This is a genomic window from Rossellomorea sp. YZS02, assembly GCF_033963925.1.
In the GTDB taxonomy this organism is placed as follows: Bacteria; Bacillota; Bacilli; order Bacillales; family Bacillaceae_B; genus Rossellomorea.
In genome coordinates this window covers 1-13340 of record NZ_JAXBLY010000001.1, presented here as the reverse complement: position 1 = coordinate 13340, position 13340 = coordinate 1, and the positions used below count along the sequence as shown (strand labels likewise).

The following is a 13340-nucleotide window of genomic DNA, read 5'->3' as shown; positions in this document are numbered from 1 at the left end:
CTGTGTGATAACCTAGGGGCGCATCGCAATTACATAGGAAATCGATTAAAATAGAGTATGATTACAGGCCATGGAGGGATCGTATGTCTAAAAAGGAGCTGCGGAAATCTCAGCTGCAAATATTGAAGTCCATTGATCAAATTACATTCCAACAAAAATGTTTTCAAATCGAACAGCGCCTCTTTCAATCTCCTGAGTGGCAGAATAGCCAAACGGTTGCGCTAACCTTATCAAATCCTCCGGAAATGAACACTTGGAATATCATTCAAAGAGGCTGGGAAGAGGGGAAAACAGTCGTTGTACCTAAGTGTCTCCCGAAGAATCGGCAAATGATCTTTTATCAATTGCATCATTTTCATCAATTGGAACAATCCTACTTTAATTTATATGAACCGGTCCCTGAAAAGTCCACGGCTGTTCAAAACAAATCGATTGAATTAATGATCGTCCCGGGCTTATGTTATACGGTTACGGGTTACCGGCTTGGTTTTGGCGGAGGTTACTATGATCGATTGCTTTCCGCCTATACAGGATCAACCATGTCTCTTGCATTTGAAGAACAAATAGTCGATACACTGCCGGTGGAACCCTTCGATATGAAGGTTTCCACTATTCTCACGGAAAAGCGACGGATACATTGTGACGGTTGAATCTTTTTTTCTTATTCTCTTTATTCTCGCCATTTCCATAGGTGGATGGAAGACAAAGAATTTAAGTTCATCAGGTGCTGTGATGGCAGTGGTGATCGGTCTTTTCATTGGGAACGCATATGGTTTCAAGGGGTTATTTGTATTGGGCGTTTTCTTCTTGTCATCAAGCATATGGTCTCATCTATTTAAGAAAGCCAAGGTTGGAATAGAGGACCGGCTGGCTAAGACGTCCATAAGGGATTGGCAGCAGGTATTGGCAAATGGCGGTCCTGCTGCCCTGTTTGCCTTGATGTTCAGCTTGACTGGGGAAGAGGTTTTTACATTTGCTTTTGCCGCTTCGATAGCAGGTGCCAATTCAGATACGTGGGCCTCTGAAATTGGCCCGCTCAGTCATAAATCCCCTTTTTCTATAAGATCATTCAAGAGAGTTCCCAAAGGCACATCGGGAGCCATTTCTCTTGTTGGTACTGCAGCAGCTGTCATAGGGTCAGTCATTATTTCCCTGACGGCACTCCTAATGTTTGACCGTATGGATTTTATAAGCTTAATGCTGATCACTGTTTCTGGATTTCTCGGCAACATTATCGATACTCTGCTGGGTGCTTTCGTCCAACTGGATTTCAGGTGTAGAGTGTGTGGGATTCATACAGAATCCACTGTCCACTGTGGTAAGCAGACTGAAAGGACGAAGGGCTTCTGGATGAATAATGAGCTTGTCAATGCCCTTTCAAGCCTTATGGCAGGTGTGATCCTTCTTCTCTTTTATTGGAGATAGGAAAAAACGGAAAATGCAAAAAAAATTTATTGGATAAGCTGATCAGATATGATCCAAACTACTAGTAGGAGGGATCATGATGAACGGATGGACAAAATGGTTAGTACTTGGCGGTTTGGTTCTCTTTCTTGTTCCAAATCGATATCGATTATTGAACCTGTTATTAGGGAATTTCCTCGTTCGAAAATTTGCCGTAAAAGCAGCAATGGGCGTGCCGGGAATCCGCTCGAAATTTATCCAAGGTGCATTTCGGTCTTGATTCATAAAGATGACTGCAGGGAGGGAATGTCCTCACTCTGCAGTCTTTTTTGTTTACACCTTAAAAACAGGTTCGGTATAGTAAGGATATATACATATATGAAGATTAAGACTCTGGGAGTGGTAAAAGAGTTTATAAGAAAGTAGTGGATGTTGTGGATTTACGTTATCATTATTTATTTTGGAAAGCGGCTCACCATCTGGTGGAATATAAAGAATATCGGATACTCAATCTTTCTCAGAATCAGGATGAGATATGGCTGGAAAATTCGAGGGTGAAAGAGGCAAATATCATCCGGATCGTCAAAAGGGACCTGGATTGGGGTAACTGGGTCAAGCGGGATTTGGAAATGACTACCGTAAATGGGGAGAAAATAAGAAAATCCCTGGGGAAAAGGCAACTGACAATAAAAAACCTCTACATATCAACCTATCCTCCCGTCGATGGTGATCCTGATTTACTTCGGGTTCCTGTGGAGCATCGAAAGACAAAGGTTCAGCCTATGCTTCTTCATGGTGAAAAAAGTGTTGAAATGCTGAAAGGGGATCCTTTATTCAATGAAGGAGAATGGGAACTTCCCCCTGAAATACTGGAAGCGAATGTCGATTGGATCAAGAACATGACCCTGACGTCATCTAAACGGCAAGTTCAGAAGGAGAGACAGCTATTCGAGAGGGGTAAGCCGTTTTTCACTTATTTCTTCATTGCCGTTCAAGTCATCATGTTCCTTATCCTTGAACTGAATGGAGGAAGCAAGGACCCGGAAACGCTCATAGAATACGGTGCGAAGTATAACCCCCTTATGATCGAAGGAGAGTGGTGGCGCCTCGTGACCCCTATCTTCCTTCATATAGGATTATTGCATCTTTTGATGAACACACTGGCGCTTTATTATTTGGGGATGGCAGTGGAAAAGATGTTCGGAAGGACCCGGTTCGTTGTCATTTACTTGCTGTCGGGAGTGACTGGTACTCTTGCCAGCTTCCTGTTCACTTCCAATCTATCAGCCGGGGCAAGCGGAGCGATCTTTGGGTGTTTCGGTGCTCTCCTTTACTTTGGTGTATTGCATCCCAGCACTTTTTTTCGAACAATGGGCCCGAACATCATTGGTGTGATCTTATTGAATCTGGCCCTTGGATTCTCCCTTCCAGGCATTGATAACGCTGGTCATTTAGGCGGATTGATAGGGGGATTTCTTGTAGCCGGTATCGTCAGTCTTCCACACAATGTCCGTCCCCTTAAGCAGATATCATTCCTTGTGGGAAGCCTTTTGCTCATAGGTATATTGGTATGGCAAGGGATCGTAACGGATTCCGCGACATGGGATGTCGATACAGTCAATGGGGTGGCCCAGGAAAAGATATCGAATGGAAATTGGGAGGAAGCAGAGAAGCTCCTTATCCCGGTGGTTGAGGAAGGTTCGCCAAATGCCCAGACATTTTTCTATCTTTCGTATGCTGAAATCAAACAGAATAAATTAGCAGCCGCCGAAAAGCATTTGATGGCGGCCATAGAAGAAGATGAAAGCTTTCATGAAGCTCACTACAATCTGGCATTGATTCTGATTGATTCTGGTAAAAAGGAAGAGGCTCTCCTTCATGCAAAAAAAGCCTATGAGCTAAATAGGCAAGATGGAAATTATGAGAAGCTGTATAAAGAACTTCAGGGAAACCTTTAAATGGAAATCAGTTGTCTGAGTAAGGAAGCATCCCCATTTTGATCAATCAGCAGCACAAGGACTTCCTTTTTATCCTTTTTCACCAATATAAGCGGGATGGCACTGTCGATGGATTCCACGACAGAGCCGTCCTCTTTTTTGATTCCGAGATAATAGTTTTTATACAGACCCTCCCACAGATTTCCGACCAGGCGATCCCATTCCTGTTTGGTGAATCCTTCCAATGGGCGGCTTTCGTACATAGGAAGTGAGGTCAAAGGGAAGGAAGTATAGTCTTTGATCTGTATCCCCATTGAAGAAATCCCTTTTTCCCATAAGTAGTCAAGTTGTTGTTTCGTCACCTTGTCGAGGATTCCCTTCCACTCGTTTTCCGCTTCGGTCCCCGGTTGTCTGAAAGCATTTAGGGGACTGAAATTGGAATCGATCACATACAGTGTATCTTCGGACATTTTCTGGGCACTGGTGAAATCAGTGTCGGATTCATGTATCTCGGAATAATGGAAAGATACGGCTTGTAGGAGACTGCTTTCCTTGCCTTTTATTGTGGATTGCTCCACAATTTGATCTGTATCCTGTTCCCATTCATTCATGAGCCCCTTCAATCTCCCGTTCATATATAAAAAGCCGACATCCTGACGTAAATAAGCCGGTGTATCAAGCTTTGAAGATACCTTCCAGTCCACTTCGTAATGATCGTTCTTCTTCTTCGGCTCAAGCATGAGGATCGTAGCCGCTGATTCGTAGGAAACATTTTCATTGATCGGAAAAAAAATAATACTTTCTTCTGTCTGTGGTTTGTAAATGTATTGAATGCCGAGAGTGACTAGACACATGATGATCAAGAAGGGCATTGCTTCTTTCAACCTATGTTTCATTTTGTTCACCCCAGTGGTTTGTCCATTTAGTACATAGTATGTAGATCTGTATTTGAATATGATACGATGTATGATTTCCGGTTACCTTGTCTAGGATGGTAAAGATGGAAATTCATGTAAAGGTATTGGGAGTGAAGGCTAATGTCAAACGAAAAGAAAAAGCCTGTCTCTACTCAGATTGAAGAAAACACCAATTATTTAAGGGACACCTTAGCAGTGGACAAGAGCTTTGATGTCATTCAATTGGATCTGGAGTATGCTGAGCGAAAAATGGCCATGTTTTTAGTGGATGGCTTTGTAAAAGACGATATCATGCATTATTTAATGAAGCTCTTATCGGGGCTCAGTCCTGAACAATTGGAAGAAGATACGTTAGAGAAGTTATTGAAGACGTACATTCCTTATATAGAGATTGAACAAGTAGATGACTTGAATCAGGTGATTGATTTAGTATTAGCGGGTCCGACAGCCCTGGTAGTGGACGGAATCGACAAGGTCATTATGATTGATGCGAGGACCTATCCGGTAAGGGGACCTCAGGAACCGGATATCGAACGGGTTGTCAGGGGTTCAAGGGACGGGTACGTCGAGACGATTGTCTTTAATACCGCATTGACGAGAAGGAGGGTTCGCGATCCCTCTCTTCGCATGGAATACATGCAGATTGGGAGAAGATCCAAGACCGATATCGTTGTCAGTTATATAGAAGATATCGCCGATCCGAACCTGGTGCATAAAATCAAAGATGCGCTTTCAAAGATCGATACAGACGGACTTGCGATGGGTGAGAAGACGCTCGAGGAGTTCATCGCCGGGCGTCATTGGAATCCCTATCCATTGGTAAGGTACACAGAACGGCCAGATACAGCGGCAGCACATCTTTACGAAGGTCATATCCTGATTATGGTGGACGGCTCCCCGAGTGTCATGATCACCCCGACGACCTTTTGGCATCATCTTCAACATGCCGAGGAGTACAGGAATAAACCTTCTGTAGGAGCGTATCTCCGATTCGTAAGGTTCATTGCCGTATGGTCGTCAATCTTCTTGCTGCCGCTATATTATTTATTTGCGATTCACCCCGAACTCCTGCCGGAAGCACTTCAATATGTGGGACCGAATGATGTGGGAGAAGTTCCATTGTTCCTTCAATTCTTAATTATTGAAGTCGGAATCGATATATTGAGGATGGCGGCCATTCATACTCCATCTTCTCTGGCAACTGCCCTGGGTCTCGTGGCCGCATTGATGATCGGCCAGGTTGCGGTGGAGGTCGGTCTATTCATCAATGAAGTCATCCTTTATCTGGCAATTGCTGCAATCGGTACGTTCTCTACTCCAAGTTACGAAATGAGTCTGGCCAACCGCCTCGTGAGAATATACCTACTGATATGTACTGCACTATTCGGGGTTTACGGATTTGTGATAGGGATATTTTTATGGATCATCATGCTTTCAAGGATGAACTCCTTTGGCATTCCATATATGTGGCCATTCATCCCATTCAACTTCAGGGCATTCAGGGACGTATTTCTTCGTTCACCCATGCCACTTAAGAACAGGCGTCCGAGATTTCTTCATCCTAAAGACCCGGACCGGTAGAAACGATAGATTAGAGATTTCCTTATTGGATAAACCTTTAAGGGAATCTCTTTTTATTTGCAATGGTAGTGCTCTTTTAAAAAGTCTCTTTTTGCAAGGCTGTTTTCGCAAAGATTGTTGCTATTTGCATATAAACTAAGATTTACGATGCTCTGTCAATTAAGTTGTGGTGCAGGAGGGTGAAGGGAACAGTCCCGCTTTCCACGGACGTTCGGCCGAGCTTCCTCAGCAAAAACCGCTTCCGGGGTCTCGGCACGCCCGTTTTCCGTAGGAGTCTACGCAGTTCCCTTCACCCTCTAAAGTAGTAAGTAGTTGACAGAGCAAAATGGTTTGTGACCATCAGTTCAAAAAGAGTAAGGGACTATGAAATAAAATCAGTCACTGCAACGAATGAAAAAGCAGTTGCATACGCGATCTCCACATTTCCTTTGGGTTTGTAAAACACTTCTTCTGTATAGTTGATTGGAGCGGAAGGTGCTCGACTCCTGCGGGAAACGCTGGACAGGTGAGACCCCGCAGGCGCAGCCGAGGAGGCTCACCGCCAGCCCCGCGGAAAGCGAGCACCTGTAGCGGAAATCAACCGCCACTCGCTACATCCAAAAGCAACAATGTTTACGAAAACAGCCTTTTGCAAAGATTGTTGCTTTTGAAGAACTAGTTCCCCTCATCTTGAAAAACACGCTGATTAACAGAGTATGGAATAACGATAATCTTTGTTTTTGATTGAGAAGAAAGCGGTTTTCACTTATACTTTATAGTGAAGATTTGAAAGCAGGTGTATGGCATGAAAACGATTTATGATATCCAACAGTTACTAAAAAGTTACGGAACCATTATATATGTTGGGCATCGTCTTTCCGACCTGCAGCTAATGGAAGGCGAACTAAAGGAACTCTATCAATCCCAGCTAATTGAAACCCGTGATTTTCAGACTGCTTTATTGTTGTTGCGACATGAAATAGAGATTGAAAAAGAAAAACAGGACAGGTGATATAAATGACAGAAAAATGGTTGGTTGGAGTGGACTTAGGGGGAACGACAACAAAAATTGCGTTCTTGAGTAAATATGGAGAGCTTCTACATAAATGGGAAATCCCCACTGATAAATCAGAAAACGGAAAAAATATCATCGTGAATATTGCCAAAGCGATTGATAAAAAGCTTGAGGAACTGGATCAAACTAAAGATAAACTGGTCGGGATCGGCATGGGAGCACCAGGACCCGTCGATACAGCAAAAGGCATCATTTACGAAGCGGTCAATTTAGGGTGGGAGAATAATACACCGTTAAAAGATCTGCTTGAAGTTGAAACAGGATTGCACGCAGTCATTGACAACGACGCAAACTGTGCCGCATTGGGTGAAATGTGGAAAGGGGCAGGAGATGGTGCCAAGGATCTTGTATGTGTCACATTAGGAACAGGTGTGGGAGGCGGTGTGATCACAAACGGAAATATCGTCCACGGTGTGAAAGGGGCAGGTGGTGAAATCGGCCATATCACAGTAGTTCCAGAAGGTGGTTTCCAGTGTAATTGCGGAAAGACGGGATGTCTTGAAACCGTTGCTTCTGCCACTGGTGTCGTTCGCTTAGCCAATGAGAAACTGGATGCTGTTGCGGATGAATCCTCACTTAGAGAGCTGAGAGACTCCCGTGGCACGATCAATGCGAAGGACATCTTTGATGCAGCGAGAGAGACCGATGAACTTGCCCTTGCTGTCGTCGATCAATTAGCATTCTACCTCGGGTTATCCCTTGCAAATCTAGGAAACGGATTGAACCCTGAAAAAATCGTGATCGGTGGCGGAGTCTCGAAAGCGGGGGATATCTTATTAAAGCCGGTCAAGAAACATTTTGAACAATTTTCATTTCCTACAGTTCGTACCTCGACGAACTTAAGTATTGCCACTCTTGGAAATGATGCCGGAGTGATCGGAGCCGCATGGTTAGTCAAGAACAAAATCTGATTGTATGAGTGATAAAATGATGACAAAAGAAGAACTTTCCAGACTGGAAGGTTCTTTTTTTTGTTGCCTTTGTTAGTGCAAATAACCCACGGACCATTGTACCGTTTTTTATTAATCATGTTTTTTTGAAACTTTTAATGGTTTCAATCGTCTAATAGTATGGGTAAGTTAATAAGACTTTAACTATTATACGCCCTCAATATGAAACCGCGTTTGACGTTTTGTAAAAAAAGTATTAATATAAGTCAAGATTGCTTCGAATTATTACCTTATTTTACCATTACTATAATGAAAGTGTTACATACGAAGGAACCGTTTGTAGCAAGGAGGCTGAGTACATGAATATAAGAAAGACACCTAAAGTACCGCTGATCATCATCGCGGCACTGCTCCTCTGGATCAAAACGTATATTGTCTATAAAACTAGCTTTGATATAAAGATAGAAAACACACTCCAGGAACTGATTCTTTTTATTAACCCGCTAAGTTTCTTACTATTCATCTTTGGAATAGGATTACTCCTTAAGAAGGATAAATCACGTACCCGTTATATTATCTCAATAAGCTTCATCCTATCGTTTATCCTGTACGGGAACGTCGTGTTCTATCGATTCTTCGACGATTTCTTGACGTTGCCTGTCCTCTTTCAAACGAGCAACTTCTCTGATTTAGGCACAAGTGCCAGCGCCATCATGAGCTGGAAGGATATATTCTACTTCTCTGATGTGATCATGTTAATTCTCATCATTAAAATAAAGCCAACCTGGTTTTCTTTACAGAATTACTCCAGGGCCAACCGACGGGCTTATTTCCTGGTGGCGACAGCCCTTGTTTTCTTTAACCTTGGCCTTGCAGAATCGGAAAGACCTCAATTACTTACAAGGACATTCGATCGTGAAATGCTCGTCAAGAATATTGGCACATACAATTACCATGTATACGATATCTTTCTTCAATCCAAATCTTCTGCACAGAGAGCATTGGCAGATGGAAGTGAGCTGGCAGACATCGATAACTATGTCAGGGCAGGGTACATTGAGCCCGATAAAGAAATGTTCGGAGCAGCCAAAGAGAAAAACCTGATCATTGTATCTCTTGAGTCACTGCAAAACTTTGTCATCAACAGTGAAGTGAACGGTCAGGAAATCACGCCTTTCCTGAATGACTTCATCGGGGAAAGCTACTACTTTGATCAATTCTACCATCAAACCCAGCAGGGAAAGACGTCAGATTCAGAATTCATCCTGGACAACTCCCTTTACCCGTTGAATCGGGGAGCTGTTTTCTTTACCCATTCAGGGAATGAGTTTGAGTCGATGACGGAAAAGCTCGGGGAAAACGGATATTATACAACAGCCATGCATGCAAACAATAAAAGTTTCTGGAATCGTGACATTATGTATGATTCGTTAGGATATGAACGTTTTTATTCCTTACCGGATTATGATGTAACAGAAGAAAACTCAGTAAACTGGGGTATGAAAGATATCCCGTTCTTTAAGCAGTCTGTAGAGCATATGAAACAAATGCCGCAGCCGTTCAGTACTAAGATGATCACATTAACGAATCATTACCCTTTCACTTTGGACGAAGAAGATAAGTTGATCGATCCCTATACTTCCAATGATGGTACAGTGAATCGCTATTTTCAAACGGTCCGTTATATGGATGAAGCAGTGAAGAACTTCATCACTGATTTAAAGGAAGCCGGACTGTATGAGAACTCTGTCATCGTGATGTATGGAGATCATTATGGGATATCTGAGAACCATAATAAGGCGATGAGTCAATATCTTGGTAAAGATATCACACCATTTGTGAGCACTCAGCTTCAACAAGTACCGATGATTATCCATATCCCAGGTCAGAATGGAAAGATCATTTCCAAAGTGTCAGGGCAAATTGACCTGAAGCCGACCATCATGCACCTTCTCGGAATCGATACCAAGGAAGACATACAGTTTGGATCGGATATCTTCTCCAAGGAACATGAAGATCTCGCCATACTTCGAGACGGTCGATTCATCACGAAAGACTACGTGTATGCTGGAGAAAAATGCTGGGACAAAGAGACAGAAGAAAAAACGGATATGAACTATTGTGAACCATTTAAAGAGCGGGTGAATAATGAGCTCGAGTACTCCGATAAGATCATTTACGGAGACCTGCTTCGCTTTTATGGAGACAATGAAAATACGGACAATGACGAATCATAGACAAAAGGCTTGCGAAGATTTTCGCAAGCTTTTTTTTGTCATGAAACTTCGAACTGTTCATACATGTAAGTAAGGACATATGTATGGGGAGGTTCTATCATGAAAGTGAAAGTGCGCAGTGGGGACACCCTTTGGTATTACAGTCAGCTGTTTTACATCCCGATCGGGCTCATCATCGATTCAAACCCTTCCGTTGAACCGAATAAATTGAAGATCGGTACAGAAATAGATCTCCCCGGTTTTAGGGAAGTAAATTATACGATCAGAAAAGGTGATACCTTTTGGGCACTCGCCAGTGAGTGGAACATTGGCGTCGACGCCTTACTTCTATTAAATGAAGGCGTAAATGCGAATGGACTGCAAATAGGTTCAACCATCATTTTGCCGTCCAGGGTTATTACTCCCATCGTCAAAGGAAAACAGGCATATCATTCTAAAATACTCCATAAAGACATTAAAAGCCTAAAAGAGATTTACCCTTTCATAAGATTAAGGTCTGTTGGGGAGAGTGTTCTGGGTGACGACCTTGTGGAAATCCGGGTGGGGACCGGAAAGAAGAAGGTTCAATTGAATGCTTCCTTTCATGCAAATGAATGGATCACGACCGCCATCCTTATGTCGTTTCTCAATGAGTATTTACTGTCCCTGACCAACAGTAACCCAATAAGAGGTATAGAGACCTTGCCGATCTATGGGGATGTGACGGTGTCATTCGTGCCGATGGTGAACCCCGATGGAGTGGATCTTGTTCTGATTGGACCACCGGAGGATAGAAGGAAAGAACTGCTTGCCATCAATAGGGGCAGCACGGATTTTACCGGATGGAAAGCCAATATCAAGGGAGTGGATCTGAATAATCAGTTTCCTGCCAAATGGGAAATCGAAAAGGAAAGAAAAGAGGAGAAAGCACCTGCCCCGAGAGATTTCCCAGGATATAAGCCCCTTACAGAGCCTGAAGCCATCGCAATGGCTAACCTTGCACAGCAAGAGAATTTTGATCGTCTCCTCGCCATTCATACCCAGGGGAAAGAGTTTTATTGGGGTTATGAAGGGTTGGAACCTCCGGATGCCGCCAAACTTGCAGCTGATTTTACCAGAGTGAGCGGATATGAATCTGTCAGATATATTGACAGCTACGCAGGCTATAAGGATTGGTTCATTAAGGAATTCAAAAAAGCAGGATTCACCCTGGAGTTAGGAAAAGGGATCAATCCGCTACCCCTTTCTCAATTTGATGAAATCTACCAGGACGTCCTGGGCATATTCCTTGTTTCCATTTATCGCTGGTACTAACAAAAGTGGAGGCGGTTTGACCTCGAGGGGCTAGCCGCCTCCGCTTTTTGTGCTGAGGAGGCTTGGCCGAACTTCCGTGTAAATCGGAGCAGGTCCCTTCACCCTCCAGCACAGCCTAATGACAGAGCATACTCAAACCGAATCTTGTGTATGTATAACAATAATCTTTTTGAAAAGCTTTTATTTATGACAGTACATAAAAGAAATGGGATGGTGAAAAAACCCTCGAAAAAACGATGAATTTGTTCCATAAATAACTATTGTAGAAATCAGCAATCAGGAGTAAAATTAATCATCATCCTAGTGAATAGTAACCGATATTGTGGTGACCCAAAAGGTGTATATATGAGCATCTGGTCATCACTTTTTTGAATTTTTGTAATGTTTTTTTAATATTTTTGAAACATTTTTGCTTTAAAAACGTACTAATTAATATGAAATAAAATGGGAGGGGGGAAGAGGATGAAGAAGAAAAAATTAAGCTTGATCATGCTCATGATGTTGTGCATATTGTGGTTGCCGGCATGTCAGTCAGACGAGACGCAAACCCCCCCCTCAGAAAAAGTGAGTGCTGAGAAGAAAGAATTGATGGCCAACCACCTTCCTGTCGATGGATTTATTGAAAATGTGGGCTGGCTGTCTAACTCTGAAATTCTGACTGTGAAAGATGAGGGGGGTGTCACCTCCTTCTTTATCTACAACTTATATGATGGCACCAGTAAAAAAATCTATGAAGTGAACTCCTCATATGTCACTGCAAGCATTTCACCGGATATGAAAAAAATATTCATCCATTCGTCCCCTGCTTCATATTCAGCGCAGGTGACCATAATAGATGCAACGGGAGAGATCCAATTTCAAAAGGATGTACCTTCCTATGAATTGACTCATTCATGGAATCAATTCAGCGAGGATGTTTTGTTAATGACAAGTTTCAGCGAAGATTGGAGCTTTCAGGTTTTTGAAATAAACCTGGAGAATAAGACAATGGATCCCATCGAAGTGGAGCAGCCATTTGTTCAGTGGCAATCAGAATCCTCCATCCTTTTTCAAGATTGGAGTTCGAATGAGCTGAGTGTATCAGCACCGCTGATTTCTCAAAATATCCTCAATAATGAAAAGGAAATGATTGTGGAGGATAGTGTTCACTTCAATCAGTTCGATGATTCTCTATTATCAGTTCATTCAGGTGAAGATCGGATGCCGTTCACATATCAGTTCATTGATACCAATGGAGAAATTCAATCTGAATTTACAGTAGAACTATTGAGCCGTTACTCTGATTGGTTAATTCCTTATTATGATATGATAGAAAAGGATGGTCGGTTGATTACGTTCGTGGCAAACGAACCAGGCTCCTTTGATACGTACACAGGGACATTCTCTTTAAAGAGCTGGGACACAGTTTCAGGTAAGGAGAAGGTGATATTTGAAGATCTCCCTTTAGAGCCCATTCAATGCTCCCCTGATGGAGGGTTCTGTTTATATGGAAACCAGTTAGAAAAAGTAATCGATCTCAAGAAACCGAACATCATTCAACTACTCAAAGAAGAAGGAGCAGATAGTTAATGGCGATTGTCGATGTAACAGTCATACCAATTGGAACGGAATCTCCCAGTGTAAGTTCATATGTGGCGGACCTGCAAAAGATCCTGAAGGGATATGAGGAGGAAGGGAAAATTCGTTTTCAGCTTACTCCCATGAATACGATCATAGAAGGGGAACTTCCTATTCTTTTTCAAGTGATACAAGATATTCATGAGTCACCATTCCAACACGGCATCCAGCGTGTGGCAACCAATATCAGAATTGATGACCGCAGGGATAAAAAAACGACTATGGAAGGGAAACTGTCTTCCATTCAGCGTCAATTAGAAAAGTAAAAATGGCAAAAAGAGTGGGCATTCGCTAATTGAATGCCCACTCTTTTTAATTGGTTGTTTTCGTAAATATTGTTACTTTTGGATGTAGCGAGTGGCGGTTGATTTCCGCTACAGGTGCTCGCTTTCCGCGGGGCTGGCGGTGAG

Annotated in this window: 12 protein-coding genes; 11 read left to right on the top strand and 1 reads right to left on the bottom strand. The window is 42.8% G+C overall.

Annotated features, from left to right (window positions below):
• Positions 1-83 precede the first annotated feature (83 nt).
• The 4 genes from SLH55_RS00060 to SLH55_RS00045 all read left to right on the top strand — a co-directional run bounded on the left by SLH55_RS00060 (position 84) and on the right by SLH55_RS00045 (position 3362).
• Positions 84-650, top strand: a complete 567-nt coding sequence (locus SLH55_RS00060; RefSeq protein ID WP_219169693.1) for a 5-formyltetrahydrofolate cyclo-ligase — start codon at positions 84-86, stop codon at positions 648-650.
• Entirely contained in the window at positions 640-1425 is a 786-nt protein-coding gene (locus SLH55_RS00055) for a DUF92 domain-containing protein (protein ID WP_320322260.1), read from the top strand. The genes SLH55_RS00060 and SLH55_RS00055 overlap by 11 nt, the downstream gene beginning before the upstream one ends.
• 79 nt (positions 1426-1504) lie before the next feature.
• The gene (locus tag SLH55_RS00050) at positions 1505-1684 is read left to right on the top strand and encodes a hypothetical protein (protein ID WP_320322259.1); all 180 of its coding nucleotides are present in this window, start codon (positions 1505-1507) and stop codon (positions 1682-1684) included.
• Between the two features lie 154 nt (positions 1685-1838).
• Positions 1839-3362: a rhomboid family intramembrane serine protease gene (locus tag SLH55_RS00045; RefSeq protein WP_320322258.1), complete on the top strand. Its 1524-nt coding sequence runs from the start codon at positions 1839-1841 to the stop codon at positions 3360-3362.
• Here SLH55_RS00045 and SLH55_RS00040 read toward each other — a convergent pair.
• Complete coding sequence (locus SLH55_RS00040; protein ID WP_320322257.1) at positions 3359-4237, bottom strand: hypothetical protein; 879 nt, start codon at positions 4235-4237, stop codon at positions 3359-3361. The genes SLH55_RS00045 and SLH55_RS00040 overlap by 4 nt on opposite strands.
• Before the next feature lie 141 nt (positions 4238-4378).
• Here SLH55_RS00040 and SLH55_RS00035 point away from each other — a divergent pair, with 141 nt between their 5' ends.
• The 7 genes from SLH55_RS00035 (at position 4379) to SLH55_RS00005 (ending at position 13196) form a co-directional block, all read left to right on the top strand.
• The gene (locus SLH55_RS00035; protein WP_226673134.1) at positions 4379-5839 is read left to right on the top strand and encodes a spore germination protein; all 1461 of its coding nucleotides are present in this window, start codon (positions 4379-4381) and stop codon (positions 5837-5839) included.
• A 784-nt stretch (positions 5840-6623) separates the two neighbouring features.
• On the top strand, positions 6624-6830 hold the full coding sequence (locus SLH55_RS00030) for a YqgQ family protein (protein ID WP_219169702.1): 207 nt from the start codon (positions 6624-6626) through the stop codon (positions 6828-6830).
• 5 nt (positions 6831-6835) lie between these two features.
• A complete protein-coding gene (locus SLH55_RS00025; protein ID WP_320322256.1) occupies positions 6836-7804 on the top strand; it encodes an ROK family glucokinase in 969 nt (322 codons plus the stop codon).
• Positions 7805-8142: 338 nt separating this feature from the next.
• A complete protein-coding gene (locus SLH55_RS00020) occupies positions 8143-10020 on the top strand; it encodes an LTA synthase family protein (RefSeq protein ID WP_320322255.1) in 1878 nt (625 codons plus the stop codon).
• 99 nt (positions 10021-10119) lie between these two features.
• Positions 10120-11313, top strand: coding sequence for a M14 family metallopeptidase (locus SLH55_RS00015; protein ID WP_320322254.1), 1194 nt, complete (start codon positions 10120-10122; stop codon positions 11311-11313).
• A 462-nt stretch (positions 11314-11775) separates the two neighbouring features.
• A complete protein-coding gene (locus SLH55_RS00010; protein WP_320322253.1) occupies positions 11776-12882 on the top strand; it encodes a hypothetical protein in 1107 nt (368 codons plus the stop codon).
• The gene (locus tag SLH55_RS00005; RefSeq protein WP_320322252.1) at positions 12882-13196 is read left to right on the top strand and encodes an MTH1187 family thiamine-binding protein; all 315 of its coding nucleotides are present in this window, start codon (positions 12882-12884) and stop codon (positions 13194-13196) included. The genes SLH55_RS00010 and SLH55_RS00005 overlap by 1 nt, the downstream gene beginning before the upstream one ends.
• Positions 13197-13340 lie beyond the last annotated feature (144 nt).

What these genes read in the sequence shown, in the direction of transcription:
- SLH55_RS00060 (WP_219169693.1), top strand. Translation starts at nt 84, where the DNA reads ATGTCTAAAAAGGAGCTGCGGAAATCTCAGCTGCAAATATTGAAGTCC.
- SLH55_RS00050 (WP_320322259.1), top strand. Translation starts at nt 1,505, where the DNA reads ATGAACGGATGGACAAAATGGTTAGTACTTGGCGGTTTGGTTCTCTTT.
- SLH55_RS00040 (WP_320322257.1), bottom strand. Translation starts at nt 4,237, where the DNA reads ATGAAACATAGGTTGAAAGAAGCAATGCCCTTCTTGATCATCATGTGT.
- SLH55_RS00035 (WP_226673134.1), top strand. Translation starts at nt 4,379, where the DNA reads ATGTCAAACGAAAAGAAAAAGCCTGTCTCTACTCAGATTGAAGAAAAC.
- SLH55_RS00030 (WP_219169702.1), top strand. Translation starts at nt 6,624, where the DNA reads ATGAAAACGATTTATGATATCCAACAGTTACTAAAAAGTTACGGAACC.
- SLH55_RS00025 (WP_320322256.1), top strand. Translation starts at nt 6,836, where the DNA reads ATGACAGAAAAATGGTTGGTTGGAGTGGACTTAGGGGGAACGACAACA.
- SLH55_RS00020 (WP_320322255.1), top strand. Translation starts at nt 8,143, where the DNA reads ATGAATATAAGAAAGACACCTAAAGTACCGCTGATCATCATCGCGGCA.
- SLH55_RS00015 (WP_320322254.1), top strand. Translation starts at nt 10,120, where the DNA reads ATGAAAGTGAAAGTGCGCAGTGGGGACACCCTTTGGTATTACAGTCAG.
- SLH55_RS00010 (WP_320322253.1), top strand. Translation starts at nt 11,776, where the DNA reads ATGAAGAAGAAAAAATTAAGCTTGATCATGCTCATGATGTTGTGCATA.
- SLH55_RS00005 (WP_320322252.1), top strand. Translation starts at nt 12,882, where the DNA reads ATGGCGATTGTCGATGTAACAGTCATACCAATTGGAACGGAATCTCCC.